The 21,791-nt window shown below is 69.8% G+C and carries 15 protein-coding genes; 7 read left to right on the top strand and 8 right to left on the bottom strand.

Annotated elements, in window-relative coordinates; genetic code table 11:
• The first annotated feature begins 273 nt into the window (after nucleotides 1-273).
• Nucleotides 274-4,305, top strand: a complete 4,032-nt coding sequence (locus tag CP975_RS34455) for a type I polyketide synthase (protein WP_150477732.1) — start codon at nucleotides 274-276, stop codon at nucleotides 4,303-4,305.
• A 148-nt stretch (nucleotides 4,306-4,453) separates the two neighbouring features.
• Complete coding sequence (locus tag CP975_RS34450) at nucleotides 4,454-5,077, top strand: TetR/AcrR family transcriptional regulator (protein ID WP_055532137.1); 624 nt, start codon at nucleotides 4,454-4,456, stop codon at nucleotides 5,075-5,077.
• Between the two features lie 82 nt (nucleotides 5,078-5,159).
• Here the strand turns inward: CP975_RS34450 and CP975_RS34445 are convergent, their stop codons facing one another.
• Nucleotides 5,160-6,206, bottom strand: coding sequence for an NAD(P)-dependent alcohol dehydrogenase (locus CP975_RS34445; protein ID WP_055532139.1), 1,047 nt, complete (start codon nucleotides 6,204-6,206; stop codon nucleotides 5,160-5,162).
• 384 nt (nucleotides 6,207-6,590) lie between these two features.
• Here CP975_RS34445 and hppD point away from each other — a divergent pair, with 384 nt between their 5' ends.
• From hppD to CP975_RS34415, 5 genes are all read left to right on the top strand, one after another.
• Nucleotides 6,591-8,777: a 4-hydroxyphenylpyruvate dioxygenase gene (gene hppD / locus CP975_RS36135; RefSeq protein ID WP_246201732.1), complete on the top strand. Its 2,187-nt coding sequence runs from the start codon at nucleotides 6,591-6,593 to the stop codon at nucleotides 8,775-8,777.
• Complete coding sequence (locus CP975_RS34430; RefSeq protein WP_055532141.1) at nucleotides 8,774-10,153, top strand: aminotransferase-like domain-containing protein; 1,380 nt, start codon at nucleotides 8,774-8,776, stop codon at nucleotides 10,151-10,153. The genes hppD and CP975_RS34430 overlap by 4 nt, the downstream gene beginning before the upstream one ends.
• Nucleotides 10,135-11,607, top strand: a complete 1,473-nt coding sequence (locus tag CP975_RS34425) for an FAD/NAD(P)-binding protein (RefSeq protein WP_167532788.1) — start codon at nucleotides 10,135-10,137, stop codon at nucleotides 11,605-11,607. The genes CP975_RS34430 and CP975_RS34425 overlap by 19 nt, the downstream gene beginning before the upstream one ends.
• An 83-nt stretch (nucleotides 11,608-11,690) precedes the next feature.
• The gene (locus CP975_RS34420; protein ID WP_150477730.1) at nucleotides 11,691-14,312 is read left to right on the top strand and encodes an amino acid adenylation domain-containing protein; all 2,622 of its coding nucleotides are present in this window, start codon (nucleotides 11,691-11,693) and stop codon (nucleotides 14,310-14,312) included.
• A complete protein-coding gene (locus CP975_RS34415) occupies nucleotides 14,312-15,808 on the top strand; it encodes a tryptophan 7-halogenase (RefSeq protein ID WP_055527497.1) in 1,497 nt (498 codons plus the stop codon). The genes CP975_RS34420 and CP975_RS34415 overlap by 1 nt, the downstream gene beginning before the upstream one ends.
• 93 nt (nucleotides 15,809-15,901) lie before the next feature.
• On the opposite strand, the gene CP975_RS34410 is transcribed toward CP975_RS34415, so the two are convergent.
• The 7 genes from CP975_RS34410 to CP975_RS34380 form a co-directional block, all read right to left on the bottom strand.
• Nucleotides 15,902-16,375 (bottom strand): allene oxide cyclase barrel-like domain-containing protein, encoded by a 474-nt coding sequence (locus CP975_RS34410; protein WP_055527498.1) that lies wholly within the window; start codon nucleotides 16,373-16,375, stop codon nucleotides 15,902-15,904.
• An 80-nt stretch (nucleotides 16,376-16,455) separates the two neighbouring features.
• On the bottom strand, nucleotides 16,456-18,111 hold the full coding sequence (locus CP975_RS34405; RefSeq protein WP_055527500.1) for an aromatic amino acid ammonia-lyase: 1,656 nt from the start codon (nucleotides 18,109-18,111) through the stop codon (nucleotides 16,456-16,458).
• Nucleotides 18,112-18,114: 3 nt separating this feature from the next.
• The gene (locus tag CP975_RS34400) at nucleotides 18,115-19,167 is read right to left on the bottom strand and encodes a phenylacetate--CoA ligase family protein (protein ID WP_055527502.1); all 1,053 of its coding nucleotides are present in this window, start codon (nucleotides 19,165-19,167) and stop codon (nucleotides 18,115-18,117) included.
• 69 nt (nucleotides 19,168-19,236) lie between these two features.
• Entirely contained in the window at nucleotides 19,237-20,001 is a 765-nt protein-coding gene (locus CP975_RS34395; RefSeq protein WP_055527504.1) for an SDR family NAD(P)-dependent oxidoreductase, read from the bottom strand.
• 48 nt (nucleotides 20,002-20,049) lie between these two features.
• A complete protein-coding gene (locus CP975_RS34390; protein ID WP_055527506.1) occupies nucleotides 20,050-21,069 on the bottom strand; it encodes an acyl-CoA synthetase family protein in 1,020 nt (339 codons plus the stop codon).
• On the bottom strand, nucleotides 21,066-21,341 hold the full coding sequence (locus CP975_RS34385; protein WP_055527509.1) for an acyl carrier protein: 276 nt from the start codon (nucleotides 21,339-21,341) through the stop codon (nucleotides 21,066-21,068). Before CP975_RS34385 ends, CP975_RS34390 begins: the two co-directional genes overlap by 4 nt.
• Nucleotides 21,328-21,774, bottom strand: coding sequence for a hypothetical protein (locus CP975_RS34380; RefSeq protein ID WP_055527510.1), 447 nt, complete (start codon nucleotides 21,772-21,774; stop codon nucleotides 21,328-21,330). The genes CP975_RS34385 and CP975_RS34380 overlap by 14 nt, the downstream gene beginning before the upstream one ends.
• Between the last annotated feature and the right edge of the window lie 17 nt (nucleotides 21,775-21,791).

Here is a 21,791-nt window from a genome sequence, read left to right as displayed (position 1 = left end):
GTCCTCCCCCTACCTCTCGGCATGACTATGCATCAAGAATAAACATGGGGCCATAGATGGACGCAAGTTCAAAATTCTTGACGCAGGTTCAAGTTCTTGTCACTGTGCATAACGGGCGAAGACGTATAAAGAGTTCGCCCGTCTCTGCCTGGGCCCAAGGCTTCGTCAAGAGTCGACGATGCGGGGGTGAAAAGTAGTCGTGAGTCTATTTTTGGACCCCGTTTATGACGATCATCTGTGTCGCTGCCCGTGCCGTGAGACTTGGAGTCGTGCGTGCGTACAGAACCGTCGGACATGCCCCCCATCGCGATAGTCGGCATGGGGTGCCGGCTGCCGGGGATCGAAAGCGTCGATGAGCTGTGGGACGTACTCACGGCCAACGCGGACAACGTCACCCCGGTCCCTGCCGACCGCTTCGACATGAGCGAGTGGCACGACTCGACCCCCATGACCCGCGGCCGAACCGTCTCCCGGCACGGCGGATTCCTCGTCGATCCCTTTGGCTTCGACGCGGCCTTCTTTGGCATCTCACCGGTGGAAGCCCACACCATGGATCCGCAGCAGCGCCTGCTGCTGCACGTCGTGTGGGAAGCCCTGGAGTCGGCCGGGATACGCCCCTCCCAGCTGGCGGGCAGTCGCGGTGGCGTGTTCGTCGGACAGGCGACATCGGAGTACGCGGAGACCGACCCCCGGAGCCACGACCCCGACGTCCGCAGCATGGTGGGCAGCCGACTGCGCGCTGTCACGGCCGGACGCGTCTCCTACGCCCTCGACCTGCGCGGGCCGAGCGTCGTCCTGGACACCGCGTGCTCCTCGTCGCTGGTCGCCGTGCACGCCGCGCGCCAGAGTCTGCTCACCGGCGAGAGCGACCTGTGCATCGCCGCGGGTGTCAACGTCATCCTGTCTCCGCACGACTTCGTCGCGTACTCCCAGGGAGACATGCTCTCCCCTGAGGGCCGCTGCCGATTCGGCGACGCTCGCGCTGACGGATTCGTACGCAGCGAAGGCGTGGGCGTGGTGGTGCTCAAGCGACTGGACGACGCGCTCCGGGACTGCGACGCCGTCCACGCGGTCCTGCTCGGCAGTGCGACCACCAACGACGGTGCGGCCAGCGGGCTTCTGCTCCACCCGTCCGTGGAGGGCCAGGCCGCCATGGTGCGCGATGCCTGTCGCAGTGCCGGTGTCGAGCCCTCGGAGCTCGACTACGTCGAGGCGCACGGCACAGGAACACGCGTCGGGGACGGCGTGGAACTCCAGGCGCTCGCCGAGGCCGCAGGCCCAGGACGGCGCGCGGACCGGCCGCTCCTCACCGGATCGGTCAAGACCAACCTCGGGCACGCCGAGGCCGCCGCGGGCATGGCCGGGCTGATCAAGTCGGTGCTCATGCTGCGCCACGGTGTCATACCGGCGTCGCTGCACCTCGAAGAGTCGCACCCCTTGCCGGCACAGGACGACTTCCCCGTGCGCGTGGTGACGCGCAACCGGCCCCTGGAACCGGCCGGTTCCCGCGCCCTGATCGGTGTCAGCTCCTTCGGCCTGTCCGGTACGAACGCCCATCTGGTCCTCGGCGCCCATGTCCCCGAGCCCGTGCCCGGAACCCCCCGCTCCGCCACCGAGGCCGAGCCCTGTCTGCTGGTGCTCAGCGCGCGCACGTCCGGCTCCCTCCGTCGCCTGGCGGAGAAGTACGCGGCCTACCTGGGCCCCTCCGGGCCTGGGCGCCGTATCCGGCTCGCCGACATCTGTGCCGCCGCCGCCACCCGGCGCGACGCCCACCCCCACCGGCTCTGGGTCGTGGGCCACGACCACGACTCCGTGGCCCAGCGCCTGCACGCCCTCGCCGCGGGCGAGACGATCGCGGACGGCGGAACGGCCGAGGCGGGCCGGTCCGGCGACAAGCGCCTCGTGTTCGCCTTCTCCGGGCAGGGGTCGCAGTGGGCGGGCATGACCCGGTCCCTGTACCGCTCCTCGCCCGCCTTCCGGACGGCACTCGACGCATGCGACCGGGCCGTTTCCAAGGAACTCGGCTGGTCGGTTCTGGAACGACTGACGTCCGACGACACCGCCTTCCCCGAGGACGTGAGCATTGTTCAGCCTGTCCTGTGGGCGGTGCAGGTGGCGCTCGCCGCCGCTTGGCGCGAACGCGGCGTGACACCGGATCTGTGCATCGGGCACAGCATGGGAGAGGTAGCGGCGGCGCACGTGTTCGGTGCCCTGTCACTGGGCGACGCGGCCGCGGTGATCTGCCGACGCAGCCGGTTGATGCAGCGCGTGGCGGGCCAGGGTGCCATGCTCGTCGTCGAACTGTCGGCCGCCCGGGCCCGGGAGGACGTCGAGGCGTACGAGGGGGCGGTGTGCGTGGCAGCCGAGAACTCACGCACCACGACCGTGCTCGCGGGCGATCCCGAGGCCCTCGCACGTCTGCGGGCGGAATGGGAGGAGCGAGGCGTCCTGTGCCGCTCGGTGAAGGTGAACGTGGCCTCGCACTCGTCGCAGATGGACCCCCTGCGCGACGACCTGCTGCGGGAACTGGCAGGCCTCTCCCCGGTCCCCGGCACGACCGGCATGGTCTCCACCGTGCACGGCTGCGAGGTCAAGGGCCCGGAGCTGACGGCCGTCTACTGGATGGACAATCTGCGCCGTCCCGTGCAGTTCGCCGACACCGTACGAGGGGTGGCCCTCGCCGCGGAGAGCGTCTTCCTCGAAGTCAGCCCGCATCCGGTTGTCGTGGCCCCCATGAACGACACGCTGGGCGGCGACCACGGTGAGGTCGCGGTGGCCTCACTGCACGCGGGTCAGGACGAGCCCACCGAACTGGCCCGGGCCGCCGGACGGATCTTCGCCTTGGGCGGGCGGGTGGACTGGCCGCGGTGGTTCGGCGGAGGTGCACGGCATGTGCCGTCGCTTCCCACCTACTCCTGGGACGTGGTGCAGTTCCGGCGCGAGTCGGCCGACTCCCGGGCCACGGACCGGCCCGCCGCCTCCCGGGTCCGGCACATCGACCTCGCGTCATGGAGCGGCGGCTCAGCGCTCCCCGAAGGCGCGCCCGTGCCGCCCGTCGTCCATCTCGCGGCGATGCTGGAAACCGCGCAAGAGGCCGACCGCACCACGCCGTTCGCACTGCGGGACGTGAAGCTGGGCGACGTGCGCGTGCCCTTCGAAGCGGCTGACGACACGACCCTTCAGGTGACCGTGGACAGGCACCGGGGACAAACCGGGGAAGCCCGCACCGTCACGGTGCGGGCCTCGCTCCACAGCGTCCCCGAGCCCGTCTTCTGCGCCAGGGGACGGATCGTCAGGGCCGAGGCCGACGATGCCGCCTCCCTGGATCCGGACGCCCTGGACGCCGTGCTCGCACGCTGCCGGGAGTATCTGGGGGCACAAGACCTGCGGCGGCTCGCGCAGCGCCACGGCTACGGCTCCGACTCCGCCTCCGATTACCCGTTTCGGGCTGTGGAGCACCTGTGGCGGCGCGACGGTGAAGCCGTGGCCCGTGTCCGGCTGACGCAGCCCTTGTCCCGCCTCGACTGGGAGGCCGGCCTGCGGCCTCTCCTGGCGGCCCGGCCGGGAGCCGTGTCGGGCGACGACGGCATCTCGTACGTTCCCGTGTCCCTCGACTCCGTCCGGTTCTTCGCGGAACTGGAGCCGGAGTTCTGGAGCCTCGCCGACCTGCGGTCCGAGGACGGTGGAGCCTCGCTGCGGGCCGACGTCCGCCTGATCGCACCGGACCGACGTGTCCTGGCGCGCTTCTCCGGAATCCACCTGCGGCGGCTTGCGCGGCCGTCCCGGGCGAGCAGTCCGCTGGCACATGTGCCCGCCCTCGTCTCGGCCCTCACCGAGCAGTGCGCCACGTCGTTCGCCGGCCTGGCCAAGAAGGTCGCGGGCCCCATCGGCGGCGACTTCCTCACCGGCCTCCTGCACTCCGTCGTATCACCGCCGGCCGCCCGGGAACGGGCGCAGGACCGGGAGCCTGCGACGGCGCGAACCGCCGGTCCTGAGACGTCCGTAGAGGAGGTCGCGCCCTTGCCCCCTGACCGTGAAAGCGCCGCGGAGGCGCTTCTCAAGCACTCCGCGGCGCTGTTGGGCATGCCTACGTCAACCATTGACGAGCGGCGGTCGTTGCGGGATCTCGGGCTCGACTCCCTCATGGCCTCCCAGCTCCGCCAGCGCCTGCGCCGCAGTCTCGGCCAGGAGGTGTCCGCCGGGCGCCTTCTGGGACCGGAGAGCATCGCGGGCCTGGCCAAGAGCCTTGCCCAGCACGAAGCGTCGTCACATTTTCGCCAGATGTCCCCGAAGGGGCCGGAGTGAAACTTGCACTACGGTATAAAAATATGCGATAGATAGATCGAGGCCCGTGCGCCCCAGTGCCCCACAGGCCGACTGAGTTCAGGTGTCCCCCTTGCCGTCGGGTCACGTCACTCAGGCCTCGCGAGCCACCACACACAGGAGGGACGGAATGGACTCGAGTGCGACGACGCCGCCGGTCGGCCGCCGGGAACGCAACAAGCTGCGAGTCCGGGAACGACTGTATGCCGCGGCGGTGGAGCTCATCGTGGAGAAGGGATATGACCACACCTCCATCGACGAGATCGCCGAGCGGGCAGATGTGGCGCGTGGAACTTTCTTCAACTACTTCCAGCGCAAGGAAGACATCATCGGTGCCTGGGGTGACAGGAGGCGTGCCGCTCTCGTGACGGGACTCGATGCGAACAAGGTGTTCACCCCCAGTTCGGTCGCCCAACTCCAGGAGTGCATGGCGGTCCTCGTCCGCATCAACCAAGAGGAACCGCGGCTCACCACCGCCATGCTCACCGCATGGGTGAAGGCGGGACGGCCGATTCTCGAAGAGCCGTATGTCGCGGAGGTGTTCGCCAGGATCGTCGAGAACGGAGTGCGCCAGGGAGAACTGAGTCCGGGGATGTCGCCGATCGGCGTCGGTAACGTGCTGCGCGATGTCTACCTCGGAGCCCTGTACCGATGGGCCCACCACCCCTCGGGCGAGACCGAGCCGCTGGCCGATGAGTTGCAGCAGATCCTGCGGCTCCTCCTCGAAGGCATGACCGTGACGGCGACGCCCTAGACACCACAGCATGCGACGACATACGACGGCACGAGGCGTGAGCTGTGGGCTCACGCCTCGTGCCGTCGTCGGCCACGGACGGTCAGGGTGTGCCGAGCGTGGCGATGTCGATGACATAGCGGTAGCGGGCGCCGGACAGGTTCTCCCAGGCCTCGGGGACCCGGTCAGCGGAGATCACCTCGATCTCCGACGTGATCTGGTGCTTCGCACAGAAGTCGAGCATGTCCTGGGTCTCCCCTATGCCGCCTATCGACGAACCCGCGATGGAGCGGCGGGCACCCAGGAGGGAGAACACGTTGTACGACGCCACCGGGTCGCCCGGTGCGCCCACGTTGACGAGAGTTCCGCCGAGGCCGAGCAGACCCAGGTAGGCGTCCTGGTCGAGGCGGGCGGGGACGGTATTGACGATTAGGTCGAAGTGGCCTGCGAATGCGGCGAGTTCCGCGCTCTCGCGGGTGTTCACGAACCGCGCGGCGCCGAAGCTCAGCGCGTCGTTCTTCTTCTCCGCCGACCGGCCGAGGAGGGTGACCTCGGCGCCCATCGCCGCGGCGATCTTCACGCCGAGGTGACCGAGGCCGCCCATGCCGAGCACGCCGACCTTCATGCCCGGACCCGCGTGCCAGTGGCGCAGGGGTGAGTAGACGGTGACGCCCGCGCACAACAGCGGTGCCGCTCCGGCGAGTTCGAGTTCATCGGGGATGCGCAGGACGAAGCGGTCCACGACGACGATGGACTGACTGTAGCCGCCCGCGGTCACCGTTCCGTCGTGGTCCACGGCCGAGTACGTCTTGACGAAGCCCTCGGTGCAGTACTGCTCCTCGCCCGATGCGCAAGGGGCGCACTCCCCGCAGGAGTTGACCATGCAGCCCACACCCACCCGGTCCCCCACCTCGAACTCGGTGACGGCTTCGCCGACTTCCGAGACCACTCCGGTGATCTCGTGTCCGGGCACGAGAGGAAAGAGCGTTCCACCCCAGTCGTCGTGGCCGAAGTGCAGGTCGGTGTGGCAGACGCCGCAGAACCTGATATCGATCCGGACGTCGTTCTCACGCAGCGGGCGCCGCTGGATGGTGGTCGGTGTGAACGGCGCTCCCTTGGCGGGCAGCGACAGTGCGAGGGTGCTGGGCATGGTGATCCTGTTTCCCTTGGCTCTGAAAGGACGGGCGGACCGCCGCTGCGTCGTTGGGATGGAAAGGCGCAGCGTCGTCCTCCACCGGAACGACCCAGTCGAGCAATCACATGGCAGCCACGGAACGCAGCTTGCCCGCCCTCTCGGGCGGTCCGCCACCACCGCCTCGTGCAGCAAGCTGTGGTGCAGCTTGCTGCACATCCCCGGAGTTCCGTTCTCGGGTGCAGCAACGTGCGGCGCACGTTGCTGCACCAGGCGAACAGTGGTGTAGGGCCGCCGTGTTGGTGAAGCTGGCAGCGTCTTTCAAGGCGCCGGAACCGAGGCGCACGAAGATCTCCCCTTTACCGCCGCAGTTCTTCAGCTCTGCCGAAGGGTGGTCCAGCCATGCATCAATCCAGCCCTCATACCGCGGACAGTGGCCCGACTCTCGCTTATGTCGAGTTCTACGTACGTGACGCCGCCGCCACCGCGGCCGAGTTCCGGCACAAGTACGGGTTCGAGATATGCGCGACAGCCGGTGCCGCGCATTCCGGTGGTGACCGCTGCTCACTCGCCCTTCGGCAGGGAAACATCACCCTGGTCGTCACCCAGGGAGAAGCGGCGAACGCGTACGTGGAACGGCACGGTGACGGTGTCGCAGACATCGCCCTGCACGTGGACGATGTCCCCTCGGCCTTCGCCGCAGCGGTGGGGGCCGGTGCCCGGGCCGTCCGCGAGCCCGGGGGTTCCGACGGAGGCGGCGCCGTGATCGCGGCGTTCGGTGACATCACCCATACGCTGGTCGATCGTACGACGCTCCTTCCTCCGGAGTTCTCGGGCCGCTCGGTCGACACCACGGCGCGTGGCGGCGGGTTCGAGGAGCTGGATCACTTCGCGGTCTGTGTCTCGGCGGGTGAGCTCAGCGGTCTGGTGGCGTTCTGGAAGCGCGCGTTCGGGTTTCGGTCCGTGTTCCAGGAGCATATCTCCGTCGGTTCCCAGGCCATGCACTCCGAGGTGGTGCAGAACGCCGAGGGCGACATCACGTTCACCATCATCGAACCCGACCTCACGGCGTCTCCGGGGCAGATCAACGAATTCCTGAAGGCGCACGGAGGGCCCGGGATACAGCATCTCGCGCTGAGCACGCGCAACATCGTCGAGGCGCTGGACCGGCTGAGCACGCAGGGTGTGGAGACCCTCAATGTGCCGGACATCTACTACGACGCGCTGCCCGAGCGTGTCGCCGTGAGCGAATACTCCATCGACAGCCTCCGGAAGTCGCGGATTCTGGTGGACGAGGACCACAACGGCCGGTTGTTCCAGGTCTTCACCCGGTCCGTCCACCCTCGGCGGACCTTCTTCTTCGAAGTGCTTGAGCGGTGCGGGGCCGAGACGTTCGGGAGCAACAACATCCACGCGCTGTATACGGCTGTCGAGTCCGAGCGTCTCGCTTGCGCCCCTGAGGCCCCTGAAGTTTCGGGAGCCGTGCCGGCAGCCGATCCGCTGGTCTGTCTGGACGACCTGGCACGGCCCGCGGCCGCGCGGCTGCCCGCGGACGTGTGGGACTTCATCGCCGGTGGCAGCGGCCGGGAAACGACGCTCGCCCACAACCGCGCTGCTCTGGACAGCGTCCGCCTCGTTCCGCGCGTGCTGGCCGATGTGTCCCGTCCCCGCACCGCCACGCGCCTGCTCGGCGTCGAGGCCGACATGCCCGTGGCGGTGGCCCCCATGGCGTACCACGCCCTCGTACACCCGGAGGGGGAGATCGCGACGGCGCGGGCGGCCGCGGCGGCGGGGGTGCCCCTGGTGGCCGCCATGCTCAGCAGCCGGCCACTGGAGCAGGTCGCGCAGGCAGGCCGGCCGCCGTTGCTCCAGCTGTACTGGCTCCATGACCGCGCCCTACTGCTGCGTCTGGTGCGGCGGGCCGAGGAGATCGGCTGTCCGGGGCTGATGCTGACGGTCGACGTGCCGCGCATGGCACGGCGGTTGCGGGATCTGCGCAGGCGGTTCGTGCTGCCGTCGCACGTCAGGCCGGTCGAACTCGATGAGGCCCCGTGCCCCGGCGCCGACCGCGTCCCGACCGTCGCGGAGCACACCGAGGCCGTTTTCGACGCGTCCCTCAGCTGGCCGGACCTGGAGTGGCTCCGTGAACAGACCGCGTTGCCGCTGATCCTGAAGGGCGTCCTCGACCCCGCTGATGCCGCCCGGGCGGCATCAGCGGGCATCGACGCGGTCGTGGTGTCCAACCACGGCGGCCGCCAGCTCGACGGCGCCGTCGCCGCCGTCAGTGCGCTCCCCGCCGTGCGCGCGGCCGTCGGAGACGCCTGTGACGTCCTTCTGGACAGCGGCATCCGCAGCGGCACCGACGTGCTGCGGGCGCTTGCTCTGGGTGCCACGGGCGTCCTGCTCGGCAGGCCGGTCCTGTGGGGTCTCGCAGTCGGCGGCGAGCGTGGACTGGCAGACGTGTTCTCCCTGCTCAAGCAGGAAATCGAGGACGCGCTGGTGCTCGCGGGCTGTCCGCGCCCAGAGGCGGCACGGGGCCTGACGACCGTCCTGGACGGATCCGTCATGAACGAGATCGATCGAGTATGACGGGCACCACGGCCGCCCCTTGGGACCGACGTTCGCAGGGCTGCGAGCTGCGCCTCGACGATCTGCACGCCTCGCTGGCGGATCCCGTACTGGAATCGATGACCTTCCTGAACGAGGTCTCGGGCGCCTATCCCGATGCCGTGTCGTTCGCCGCGGGCCGCCCGTGCGACGACCTCTTCGAGACCGCGTCGGTCCAGCGCTGCCTGGACCGCTACACCCGGTATCTCGCCGTGGAGCAGGGCCGGTCCGCGGAGCGGATCCGCGAAACCCTGCTCCAGTACGGCCCCACGAAGGGCGTGATCGGCGAGCTGATCGCACGGAACCTGGCCGTCGACGAGGGCATCGACGTCCCCGTCGACTCCATCGTCGTCACCGTGGGGTGTCAGGAGGCGCTCTTCCTCGTGCTGCGGGCCTTGTGCGCGACCGAGCACGACGCCGTTCTGGCTGTCTCCCCGACGTACATGGGGCTCACCGGGGCGGCCCGTCTCGCGGGTATGCCCGTCCTGCCCGTCGCGAGCGGGTCGGGCGGGGTCGACTTCGCGGACCTGCGCGCCGTCCTGGACGAGGCGCGCCGCACCGGCCTGCGCCCACGAGCGTGTTACGTCGTCCCGGACTTCGCCAATCCCACGGGGCTGAGCCTGAGCGTCGAGGACCGCAGGCGGCTCCTCCGCGTCGCCGAAGAGGAGGATCTGCTCCTGCTCGAAGACAATCCCTACGGTCTGTTCGACGACGGCGGAGCACCCGCACCCACGCTCAAGGCGCTCGACACCGGACGCCGTGTCGTGTACTTGGGGTCGTTCGCCAAGACGGCCCTGCCAGGGGCGCGGGTCGGGTTCGTCGTCGCGGACCAGCGAGTCGGGGACGTCCGGGGCGGCCCGCTCCTCTTCGCCGACCACCTCGCGAAGATCAAGAGCATGGTGACGGTGAACACGTCACCGATCGCCCAGGCGGTGATCGCCGGAAAGCTCCTGGAGTCCGGGTGCAGCCTGCGGGCCGCGAACGAGCGCGCGATCGCGCACTACCGCGGCAATCGCCGGGTCCTCCTCGCCGGTCTGGAGCGCCGCTTCGGCGGGACCGCGGCTTCCGGCATCCACTGGAACGCCCCGGCGGGCGGCTTCTTCGTCGTCCTCACCGTGCCCTTCGTCGTGGATGACCGGCTTCTGGAGAGGTCGGCCCAGGAGTTCGGAGTGCTGTGGACTCCCCTGCGCCACTTCCACGACGGTGCCGACGCCCGCCACCGGCTCCGGCTGTCCTGCAGCGCCCTGACACCTGCATGGATCGAGGAAGGCCTCGACCGGCTCGCCGCGCTGGTCGCGGACCGCCTCACGACCCGCTCCGAAAGCCGGGAGGCAGCACCGTGCACGGCGACCTACTGATCATCGGGGCTGGGGCCACGGGCGTGAGCTGCTTCGTCAACGCGGTGCGCGCGGCCCGGCACCGGTCCGTCCGGATTGTCGACCCCCGCGACGTCGGCCGGGGCCTCGCGTTCGGTGAGTCCCACCCCGACCTGTTGACCAACAGTTCGTGCGAGGCCAATTCCCTGATGCCGGACGAGCCGTACGACTTCGTGGACTATCTGCGCGGTCGCGGTCTGTCCCCCGCTCCACGTGACGTCGTGCCGCGCGGCCTCCTCGGCGCGTACATCGCCCAGCGCTTCGAGGAGTACTCCGCCCTGGCCGTCGCCCGCGGCGTCCGGGTCGAGCAGACCCGTGCCGGCGCACGGAGCATCGGCAAGGACGCGGACGGATACCGGGTGGGACTGAGCGACGGCACCGAGGTGCGGGCCTCTGACGTGGTGATCGCCGCGGGGCTCGACAAGCCGCGTGTTCCGGAACTCATGCGCGCCCACCAGGACGACCCGGCCTTCCTGGCGAGTCCGTTCCCCGCCGAGCGCCTCTCGCACCGCGTGCCGCCGGGGTCCCGCGTCCTCGTACTGGGATCCCGGCAGTCCGCCGTCGACGCCGCCCTGCTGCTGTGCGGGGAGGGTGGCCACGTCACCATGGCCTCGCCCTCCGGGCAGTTGCCCGCGGTCCGCACGGCGACACCGCTGCTGCCCCCTTCGGCCACCGCGGCCAAGGGCATCGCGTCTCTCGATCCGTCGGACCCCCACCTGGTGCCAAGACTCACGAGGATCATCGTCGAGTCCGTCCGCCAGTGCGACGCCCGCCCGCTGCGCGAACAGATCACCAACGTGAGCGACCCCGTCCACCGGCTCAGGGCGGAGATCGCACTGGCCGAGAGCGGGGCCTGTGCGTGGCAGGACGTCGCCGTGGGCGTGAGCGCGGAGCTCGCCGCGTGGCTGCCGACACTGCCGCCGCCGGCCCGGTCGACGGTCCTGCGGGCCTTCCACACCGTCGGCCGTAGATACGCCACGGCCTTGATCCTGCCCAACGCCAGGAAGCTGCTCGGGCACATCGACCGCGGCGCGCTGCGCCTGGCGCGGGACTACCCGGTGCGCGTGCGGCGCCGCGGCCCGGGGTGGTCGGTGGAGTGGCCCGACGGGGACGTGAACACGGTCGACCGTGTCGTCAGCGCGTGCGGCTACGAACCGCCCAAGCTCTGGCATGACCGCACGGACGACAGCATCCACCTGGAGCAGGCTCCGCGTCATGCCCGCCCGGTCGACCAGCTCTCGGCCGACCTGCGCCTCCGCGTGTCCCCGGAAGCGGCCCCCGAGAACATCTGGGTCGTCGGCGCCGCCACCCATGTCCGGGTCCTCTTCTTCGCGACGCTCCTCTACATCGCCGCACACCAGGCCAAGGACGTCGCGCTCCAGCTCGGCGCCCGGTCGACGCCGGCCCTCCATGAACTGGCCGAGCTGAGCCACTGACGTAGCGGAGCCACTGACGTACACGAAGAGAACAAAGAGAACAAACAGAACGAAGAGAACGAAGAGAACGGAGTCGGGCCGCCATGCCCACCCTTCCCCCAGACCCCGCCCCCACACTCCCCTCACACCTCGTCGCCTCCCTACCCCAGGCGTTCCGCGCCCAGGCCGCGCGCACGCCTCACGCCGTCGCGGCCCGATCCCCAGACCTCCTGCTCACCTACCGGGACTTGGACGATCTGTCGGATCGCCTCGCAAGCACGCTGCTGCGCACCGGTGTCGGCACCGAGACACCGGTGGCCGTCCTCCAGGGGCACACACCCCTCCTCGTGGCATCCCTCCTCGCGATCCTCAAGGCCGGATGTACGTACGTCCCGTTGCACCCCGGTTATCCGGTCGACCGCATGCGCAAGGTGCTCTCCGAGAGCGGGACACGCCGCCTGCTCGTGGACTCCCACTACCGAGGACTCCTTGCCTCCGACGGCCTGTACGTCCTCGATGTGGACGCGGACGACTGGCGTTCCGCACCCGTGGTCTCTCGCGATCTGCCGTTCGCCGAGAGCCAGTTGGCGTATGTGATGTACACGAGCGGCTCGACCGGTGAGCCCAAGGGAATCGAGGTGACCCACCGGAACGTCCTCGACCTGGCGCTCGATACGTGCTGGCACGGTGACGCCCGTCGCAAGGTGCTGTTCCACGCGCCCTACGCCTTCGACATATCCACCTACGAGGTGTGGGTGCCCTTGTTGGCCGGCGGCGAGATCGTGCTGCCTCCCGGCGGACAGGTGGACGGCGGGCGGCTGCCTCAGCTGATCGCCGGGTCCGGCGCCACCGCGGTGCATCTGACCGCGGGCCTCTTCCGGGTGGTCGCGGAGGAGGCACCTTCCTGCCTGAAGGGTGTCAAAGAGGTGCTGACCGGCGGTGATGTCGTCGCCGCCGACGCCGTCCGCCGCGTGCTCGACGTGTGTCCGGGCATCACCGTGCGGGTGCTGTACGGGCCCACCGAGGTGACCCTGTGCGCCATGCAGCACGAAATCCGGTCGCCCGCCGACATCGGGGACGTCGTGCCTCTGGGACGGCCCTTGGACGGGACGGACGTATACGTCCTGGATGCCGATCTGCAGCCGGTGCCGGAGGGCGGCACGGGCGAGCTGTGCGTCGCCGGGGCGGGTGTGGCGCGTGGCTATGCCGGCCGCCCCGACGACACGGCCGCGGCATTCGTGCGGGACCCGTTCGGTCCGCCCGGCGCCCGTATGTACCGCACGGGCGACCTGGCGCGCCGGGAGGCGGGCGGCGAAATCGTGTTCGCGGGGCGCGCGGACGAACAGGTGAAGGTACGCGGCTTCCGGGTCGAACCCGGGGAGGTCGAAGCCGCCTTGAGGTCCCACCCCGATGTCGCGGACTGCGTCGTCGTGGCCCTCGACGGATCCGGTGACAAGCGTCTGGTCGCCTACGTGGTCGCCTCGGGTGGCGCCGCGCCGCCGACGGACCTCGTGCGCGCGCAGCTGGCGACCTCGCTGCCCGACTACATGATTCCCGCGGACATCGTGGCCGTCGACCGGCTGCCCCTGACGCCCAACGGCAAGATCGACCGTGGACGGCTGCCCGAGGCCCACGTCCGGTCCACCGCCGCGGACGGGCCCGTCTCCCCCACCGGCCGTGTGATCGGTGAACTCGTCGCCCAGGTGTTGGGCCTGGAGCACGTGGGTGTACACGAGGACTTCTTCGACCTCGGAGGCACCTCCCTCCTCGCCATCCAGCTGCTGACACGGATCCGTGCGGTGTTCGGCCCTGAGCTGGAACTGTCCGTGATGTTCAGCCGACCCACGGCTGACGGGCTGGCCCGACTCGTGGACTCGCACGCCGAACACGGCGGCCGCGAGAGCTTGGGCATCCTCTTGCCCATCCGGCCGGGCGGGACGCGGGCCCCGCTGTTCTGTGTGCATCCCGGCTTCGGACTGAGCTGGTGCTACTTCGCCCTCTCCCGCCACCTGGGCGCGGACCAGCCGATCTACGGATTCCAGGCGCGGGGGACGTCCGGCCCGGCCACGCTGCCGTCTTGTGTCCGGGACATGGCCGCCGACTACGTGCGCCTGCTGCGCGCCGCCCGGCCCGTCGGCCCCTACCGTCTCCTCGGCTGGTCCTTCGGCGCGGTCGTGGCGCAAGAGATGGCCGTCCAGTTGCAGGAGCTCGGGGCAGAGGTCGAGTTCCTGGCCCTGCTCGACGGCTACCCGCCGCAGGGTGATAGGCCGTACGCGGGGGACGAGCAGGAGATGGTCCGCGGCCTGTTGACCGATCTGGGCGTCGCCGGCGACGACCTGCCGGGCGGGGACATCTCCCCCGACGCCTTCGCAGAGCTGCTGCGCGACACCGACCACGGCGGCGTACTGGGCGGGGGCGATCCCGGGGCGCTCCTGCGGGTCTTCCGCAACAACCAGCGGCTCGTGCGCGCGTACACACCCCGTGTCTTCGACGGCCGGATCCTGTTCTTCAGCGCCGTACGGAGCCGGTCGGCCGCCGGCGAGAGGGACCGGTTCCGGTCCTGGCTGCCCTACGCGCGGCACGGCGTCGACCACCACGGCGTGGACTGCCTCCACCAGGACATGCTGCGACCGCTGCCGCTGCGGCGGATCTCGGCAGTCATCCGGGAACACACCCTCACCCCAGCCGACTCCCGCACCTCATCATCCATGTCTGGAGCATCCTGATGACCACACCGGAGCACGAGAACGTCGACGTCGTAGTGGTGGGCGGTGGGCCCGCGGGGTCCACGGTCGCCACCCTTGTCGCGAACCAGGGACACCGCGTCCTGCTCATCGACAAGGAGACTTTCCCCCGCTATCAGATCGGCGAGTCCCTGCTGCCCTCGACCATCCACGGGATCTGCGCGCTCCTCGGTGTCTCCGAGGAGGTGGCCGACGCCGGATTCATGCGCAAGCACGGCGGTACGTTCCGCTGGGGCGCGAGCCCGGAGCCCTGGTCCTTCTCGTTCGCCGTCTCTCCGCGCATCGCCGGGCCGACGTCCCACGCGTACCAGGTCGAGCGGATGAAGTTCGACGAGATCCTTCTCAACAACGCCCGCAGGAAGGGGGTCGAGGTCCGGGAGGGCTGCTCGGCCGTCGAGGTGATCGACGGCGGGCAGCGCGTCGAGGGTCTCGTGTACACGGACCGGGAGGGCACCCGCCATGAGGTGCGCTCCACCTTCGTCGTCGACGCGTCCGGCAACAAGAGCCGCATCCACCAAGGGGTCGGCGGCACACGCACCTACTCGGACTTCTTCCAGAACATCGCCCTCTTCGGCTACTTCACCGGCGGCGACCGGCTGCCCGAACCGAGCGCGGGCAACATCTTCTGTGCCGCGTTCGACGAGGGCTGGTTCTGGTACATCCCGCTCAGCGATCAACTCACCAGTGTGGGTGCGGTGGTGAACCGCGACTCGGCCGCGGAGGTCCAGGGGGACCCCCGGCAGGCGCTGGCCCGGCTGGTCGACAAGTGCGAACCGATCCGCGACATGCTGAAGAACGCGACTCCGGTGACCGAGGGTCCGTACGGCCAGGTGCGCGTCCGTAAGGACTACTCGTACATCAACACCCGTTTCTGGCGCGAGGGCATGGTGCTTGTCGGCGACGCCGCGTGCTTCGTCGACCCGGTCTTCTCCTCGGGTGTCCACCTCGCCACGTACAGCGCGATGCTGGCCGCCCGGTCGGTCAACACCGTGCTGGACGGCCTCGTCGACCAAGAGCGCAGCTTCCAGGAGTACGAGGCCCGCTACCGGCGCGAGTACGGCCTCTTCTACGAGTTCCTCATGTCGTTCTACGACATGAACGCGGACGACGCCTCGTACTACTGGCAGGCCAAGAAGGTGACCCGGTGCGCCGACTCCGAACTCGAGTCGTTCGTCGGGCTCGTCGGCGGTGTCGCCTCCGGCGAGGGCGCCGTCCTCGGCGCCGCGTCGGTGCGGGGGAAGGTGGCCGCCGCCTCGGGGGAGCTCGCGTGCTCCGCGGCCGCGGTCGGCGCGGACGGGGCCGTGGACGGGGCGACGCCGCTGTTCCAGTCGTCGATCGTCTCGGACGTGATGCGCGAAGGCTCGCGGACACAGGCGCAGGCGCTGTTCGGTGAGGCGCTCGGCGACACCGTCCCGATGTTCCCCGGCGGTCTGGTGCCCACGGCCGACGGATCGCGCTGGGCCGTCCCCGAGGAGTGAGGCACCCCACGGCCTTGCCCACCAGGGCTTGCGCGCCGGACAGCACGCCGTGCGACCCGGTGCACAGTGTGCACCGGGCCGCACGGCGTCAGCTCACCTGTCCAGCGTGATGCGGTACGTCTCCTTCGGGGTCTGGATGTCGTCGCATGTCAGCTCACCCCTGGCGCCCCGGTAGGCGCCGGTGCCGCCGGTGATGGCCATCCGCACCGTGTCGCTGCCCTTCACCCACAGGGACTGCGCGGTGATCTGGCCCTTCGGCAGTTGCACCGAGAGCACGCAGTTGGTGGTGATCTCCGAGCCCCGCAACTCGGTCACCTGGCAGGAGCTGCCGTCCTTGCCGATCTGCCGGCCGCCCTGGAACAGCTTGTCCGCGTAGACGAATTCGTCGCCGACGCTCAGACCAGGAGTGCCGACATCGGTGTGCACCACTCCGTTGTTGCCCACGGCCAGGTGGATGACCTCCTGGGAGGAGGCCTGCGCGGGAACGGTGAGCGCGGTGGATATGCCGAGGGCCAGCACCCCGCTCGCGGCCGCGCCGAACACAGCGCACGTCTTCTTCTTCAACACGCGTTCTTCCTCCTCAGTGACGCACCGCGCCCACCGCGATGCTGCTCTCGTGATGCCGACTCGCCGCCCGGTCCCGGACGTCACCCGCGCGGCGCGACGTCGGCGAGTTCTCGGCCCTCGGCGAAGTCCTCGTCCCCGAGCCCCGCGGCGCGCCGCAGCGCTCCCGTCTCGATCAGGCCGATCACGGCCTTGATGTCGTGGTCGAGGCGCCGGTCGTGCGCGACGAAGGCGCTGTGCTCGCGGATGAGCTCGTGCACCGCCCGGACGGCGTGTGACGCCTTCTCGACGCCGCGCAGGTCGAGGGCCTGGGCGAGCGCGAGCAGATGGATGGCCGCCACTTCCCGCACCAGGCCGTTGACCGTGCGCGCGTCCCTGGCCGAGATGGTGCCCATGCTGACGATGTCCTGGTTGTGCGCCTCCGTGGAGCGGGAGAACACCGATACCGGGCCCGTCTGTTTGAGTGCTTCGGCCGTGACGGCGGAAGCCGCTATCTGCATGCCCTTGAAGCCGTGGTGCAGGCCCGCCTCGGGGTCGTCCGGGCTGCGCGGGGCGACCAGGTTGGGCGGCAGCCCCTCGTTGAACTTCTCGTCCACGACGAGTGCGAGTTGGCGGTCGAGCAGGTTGGCCAGGCCTGCCACCGCCGTCTTCAGGCTGTCCATGGACTGCCCGACATGGCCCGCGTAGAAGTTTCCGCCGAGATGGAGCCCGGCCTCGTCGACGTCGAAGAGGGGATTGTCGGTGGCGGAGTTGATCTCGGTGCCGAGCCAGCTCTCCGTCCAGTCGAGCGTGTCACGGACGATGCCGATGATCTGCGGGGCGCAGCGCACCGAGTACTTGTCCTGGATTCTCTCGTTCAGCTGAAGGTAACCCCGCCCGGCCAGCTTCTCCCGACGCACCAGGATGTCGTCGAAGGACGTGGCGAGGCGTGATCCCGCGAGCAGGGTCCTGATGGCCCTCGCGGAATGGACCTGACCCCGGTGCGGCTTGTTGTCGTGGACGAAGGGGTGCAGTGCGGAGGCGTTGCCGTGCAGCGCCTCCAGTGTCATGGCCGTCGCGAGTTCGGCGACGAAGGCGAGCTCCCTCGCGTCCGCGGCGGCGAGGACCGCGTACGCGGCGGCGAAGGAGGTTCCGTTGATCAGCGCGATTCCCTCCTTGGGCGCGAGTCGCAGCGGCTCGATGCCCTCGTCGCGCAGGGCGGCGAGCGCCGGGCGCTCGGTGCCGCGGTGCAGGACCTGCCCTTCGCCGATCAGTGCCGCGGCGAGGTAGCACAGGGGTACCAGGTCACCGCTGGCGCCGACCGACCCGCGTTCGGGGATCAGCGGCAGGATGTCCCGGCTCAGGCACGCGAGGAGGGTGTGCACCGCCTGCGGCCGGATCGCCGAGGCGCCCTTGGCCAGCGCGTTGGCCCTGATGAGCATCGTGGCCCGGGTGACCGCCTGGACGGCCGTCGGGCCCACGCCGTTGAGGTGGTAGAGCACGAGGTTGCGCTGGAGTTCGTGCGCCTTGTCGGGCGCGATCTGCCGCACACAGCTGTCTCCGAAGCCGGTCGTCACGGCGTAGATGGGGACTTCTTGGGCCAGCAGCGTCTCCTTGAGGTCCACGGAGGCGTGCATCTGTTTGACCGCCGCGGGAGTGAGGGTCACCCGGGTGTCGGGGCCGCCGCGGCGCGCGGCCGCAGCGACCGCGCGAGGCGTGAGGCCGGTTCCGTCGAGTTCGAGATGTGAGGCCGCGGACATGGGTCAGTAGACGCCTTCGATCATCTTCTGGCCGTCCACCTCGGCGACCGGACGGATGTTCCGCAGGGAGTCACCGGCGCCCGTGGGGCTGGGGACCCGCGTGGCCAGGTCGCGTTCGAGGCTGTTGGGCACGAGGCCGTACTTGGTGAGGTAGTTCATGACGACGGCTCCCTCCGACCCGAACTCGACCGGCCGGCCGGTGGTGGGGTCGACCACGCGGTAGAGGACGAAGGGCGCGTACGAGTCGAAGACCGCGTCCCCCGTACCCTCCGGATCGGGGCGCTGCACCGTGCCGCTGAGGACGGAGGTGCTGCCGTACGACCCCCGGAACCGCGTCTTGGGGAAGAGCTCCGTGGACAGGTAGTCGAGGGTGTCGGGGTCCATGTGCGCCCCCGTCCAGATGACCAGGCGCACCTTCTCCTGGATCAGGGCGCGGGCCGAGGGCCGTTCGGCGAGCCGGGCGAGGAGTGGAGGCGTCGTGATCAGGAAGGCGATCTCCTGTGACCGCAGGACCAGTTCGGTCTGGTCGACGAGGTGGTCGACGTAGGCGCGGGCGCCGGCGGTGTCACCGGCGGCGAGCAGTCGCTTCACCCAGCGCGGGTCCATGTCGATGGAGAACCTGATGCCTCCCCTGGCCTCGGCGATCCTCTTTGAGTACTCGCCGAGCATGTGGGGGCCGCTGGGCGCGACGGCCAGGGCGTGCCCCTCCCCGTCGTCGGGGTACTGGGAGTTCTCCCACGCCATGTATTGGTCGAACCAGTTCTCGAACATCACGAAGCGCTTGGGAGCCCCGGTGGTGCCACCGCTCTCGTACACGGCGAAGACCTTCTCCGTGGCGTCCAGGCCGCGGGGGACGAGGTCCTCGACCGGAACTTCGCGGAGTTCGTCCACCAGGTTGGGGAACAACAGCAGGTCGTCGACGCGGCGCACGTCCTCGACGGGGTCGAAACCCAGCTGGTCGCGGCGGTCCAGCCAGTACCGGGAGCCTGTGGCCGGGTCGAAGTGCCAGCGCATCATGGCTCGGACGTGCGCGTCGGCCTGTTCGCGGGCGTTCATCGCGTGTCACCGTGCTTTCTTCGTCAAGGGTGAGGGGTGGGGAGTGGGTGGGCGGAGCCGACGGCGTCCTCAGGCGCCGTGATGCGAGCCGCCGTTGATCTGGAGGATCTGCGAGGTGACATAGCCGCCGGGCGGTGAGCACAGATAGAAACCGAGTTCGGCGATCTCGGCCGGTTCTCCGGCGCGTCGCAGGGCGGTCTGCCGCACGAGCATGGTCTCCCGCGCGGCGGGAAGGCCGTCGCCGAAGAGCTCGGTGCCGGCGACATATCCCGGCGCGATGGCGTTGGCGCTGATGCCGCGCGGACCCAGCCGCGTCGCGAGGGTGTGGACGTACGAGTGGAGGGCCGCCTTCGCGGCGCCGTATCCACCTGTTCCGCCGGAGCCCCGGTAGGCGGCGACGGAGCTGTAGAGCACGACACTGCCGCCGTCGGACATGAGGGGGAGCAGGCCTTCCACGGCGATGACCGAGGTCAGGACGTTCGCCTCGTATGCCTCCTGCCATTCCGTCAGCGTCGCCGCCACGTCCGTGCCTTCGGGCCCGCCTTCGGACCGCGGGACCGAACCGGCGCAGCAGAGCAGGCTGTTGACGGGCAGACCGGTCGCCTTGATGTGGTGCTGGAGGGTCTGCGCCGACGCGGCATCGGAGAGGTCGAGGGCGAGCGGTTCGAGGTCCGCTCCGGGGACGCTCGCCTCGATCTCCTCGACCGCTCGCGTGAGCCGGTCCCGTCCTCGGGCGATCAGCAGCACCTTGTCGTTGTTGTCGGCGAACCGCTTCGCCGTGGCCTTGCCGATGCCGGCGCTCGCACCGGTCACCACGATCAACCTGGGCACCATCGAATTTCCTTTGACGAACTGCGGGAAGCGGGTGGGTGTGGGGGGTGGTCAGAGCGTGGCCAATAACGCCTTTCGATCCGGTTTTCCGGTGGGCGTCCTCGGTACGTCCGCCAATTCGACGATCCGCGACGGGCTCGGGAAATCCCGGAGAGCCGCTCTGATGTCCGCGACGCCCACTCCCTTTTTCGGGCAGGACCAGAAGACCGCGTATCCCTCTCCGGCGAGCGAGTCGTCGGGCAGGGGCAGTGCGACGCATTCCGCCCGCGGCAGACGGGAGTTCAACTGTTCGTCGACCCTGGCGAGATGCACTTTGATTCCATTCACCTTGATCAAGGATCCGCTGCGGCCGATGAGCCGGAAAGCGCGCGGGGCGGTGAATTCCACCAGGTCGCCGGTGGCCCATTGGGCGGGCGGCCGGCTCCCGTGCTCCGGGCGGGCCAGGCGCGGGCCACGGATCACCAGTTCCTCCGCTCCTCCCGCCGGTGCGTCGGCGGGGCGGACGAAGGTCACATCGGGAAAGGCCCGCCACGGGTCGGTGCCGCTGCCCACGGGGGCCAGCGGCCGGTGGCCGATGCCGCCGGTCTCGGTCGACCCGAGGATCTCGTGGGCCCGGAGCAGCGGAGCGGCTCGGCGGACGAGTTCGTGGGCGGCGTGCGGCGGGGTCGCGGAGCTGTGCAGGGCGACGATCGAGTGCGCGCCCTCCAGCGCGGGCCAGGCGCGGCGCAGCAGTTCCCAGGCCATCGGGATGCAGACGACCAGGACGCGTTCGCCGCGAGAGACCGACGGGGGCTCGAACGGGTCGGTCCACGCCTGGTGGACGGGCACATCCGCCAGGCGCGGCAGCCACTGCCCGAACAGCGCGCCGAACAGGTGGTGCGGTGGGGCGTAGTTGATGACGCGGTCGACCGGGCCGACGAGGTGCGCGCCGATCAGCTCCACCTCGCGCTCCATCTGGTGCGGGAGCCGGAACCAGGGACGCGCGGCCCCCGTGCTGCCGGACGTGTCCAGGCGGATCTCCTCGCGGCCGCCGACCGGGCCCTGCGCCGTGCGAGCCACCGTCTCCGTCATGCCGCCTGGTCCTCGACGCGCTCGCGCACGTACTCGGTGGTCCGGGCGAGGGTGCTGAACCAATAGCGCACGTCGTCGCCGACGAAGTCGACCTCGAAGCCGAACTCGCCCTCGACAGCGGTGACGTACTCAAGTGCCACCAGGCTGTCGAAGCCCGGCAGGGCGTCGGACAGGTCGGCGTCCGGGGCCAGCGAGCGGGCGGCGTCGCCGAAGCGCTTCTCAAGGAGGGCCAGGACGCGGATGCTGATCTCGGTCCGGTCAACTGTGTGCATGGCGGGAACCTTTCTCTTCGCTGTGGCCGGCCGGTAGCGGGCGGCCATTCGTCATCGACCCCGATTCCAGGTAGAGCACCCGGTCGGGTTGCGTGGCTTCGAACCGGACCATCAGGTGGGCGGTGTCCGCGGCGAGGCCGAGCGCCTCCCTGATCTCCTCGGCCAGCTCCGCCCGGTAGGTGGGGTCGCGGTCGGGGTGGATGTGGCAGATCACGGATGCCCATCGGGCGTGCCGGTCCTCACCCGTGCCGTCCTCGTACTTCGTCAGCGGCATTCCGCCGGCGAAGTACGTCATGGCCTGCGCGGTACGGAAGGTGACCACGACGTGCGCGGGCTCCGAACCGTGGGCGGCCAGCCACCGGGTGAGACGGAGAGCGGCCTTGAGCCGCGCGGAGGGGGTGAGCGGGGTGCTGGTCACATCGACGGTCGGCAAGGCTCCGTGCCTTTCAT

Origin of the sequence: Streptomyces alboniger (assembly GCF_008704395.1) — a bacterium.
GTDB lineage: Bacteria > Actinomycetota > Actinomycetes > Streptomycetales > Streptomycetaceae > Streptomyces > Streptomyces alboniger.
Note: the sequence above shows the minus strand (reverse complement) of the source record. Positions and strands in the feature narration are given on the sequence as shown.

Excerpts from the sequence above, each read along its gene's own strand:
- CP975_RS34420 (WP_150477730.1), top strand. The coding sequence starts at position 11,691 with ATGCCCACCCTTCCCCCAGACCCCGCCCCCACACTCCCCTCACACCTC.
- CP975_RS34445 (WP_055532139.1), bottom strand. The coding sequence starts at position 6,206 with ATGCCCAGCACCCTCGCACTGTCGCTGCCCGCCAAGGGAGCGCCGTTC.
- hppD (WP_246201732.1), top strand. The coding sequence starts at position 6,591 with ATGCATCAATCCAGCCCTCATACCGCGGACAGTGGCCCGACTCTCGCT.
- CP975_RS34405 (WP_055527500.1), bottom strand. The coding sequence starts at position 18,111 with ATGTCCGCGGCCTCACATCTCGAACTCGACGGAACCGGCCTCACGCCT.
- CP975_RS34450 (WP_055532137.1), top strand. The coding sequence starts at position 4,454 with ATGGACTCGAGTGCGACGACGCCGCCGGTCGGCCGCCGGGAACGCAAC.
- CP975_RS34390 (WP_055527506.1), bottom strand. The coding sequence starts at position 21,069 with ATGACGGAGACGGTGGCTCGCACGGCGCAGGGCCCGGTCGGCGGCCGC.
- CP975_RS34385 (WP_055527509.1), bottom strand. The coding sequence starts at position 21,341 with ATGCACACAGTTGACCGGACCGAGATCAGCATCCGCGTCCTGGCCCTC.
- CP975_RS34400 (WP_055527502.1), bottom strand. The coding sequence starts at position 19,167 with ATGAACGCCCGCGAACAGGCCGACGCGCACGTCCGAGCCATGATGCGC.
- CP975_RS34415 (WP_055527497.1), top strand. The coding sequence starts at position 14,312 with ATGACCACACCGGAGCACGAGAACGTCGACGTCGTAGTGGTGGGCGGT.
- CP975_RS34430 (WP_055532141.1), top strand. The coding sequence starts at position 8,774 with ATGACGGGCACCACGGCCGCCCCTTGGGACCGACGTTCGCAGGGCTGC.
- CP975_RS34395 (WP_055527504.1), bottom strand. The coding sequence starts at position 20,001 with ATGGTGCCCAGGTTGATCGTGGTGACCGGTGCGAGCGCCGGCATCGGC.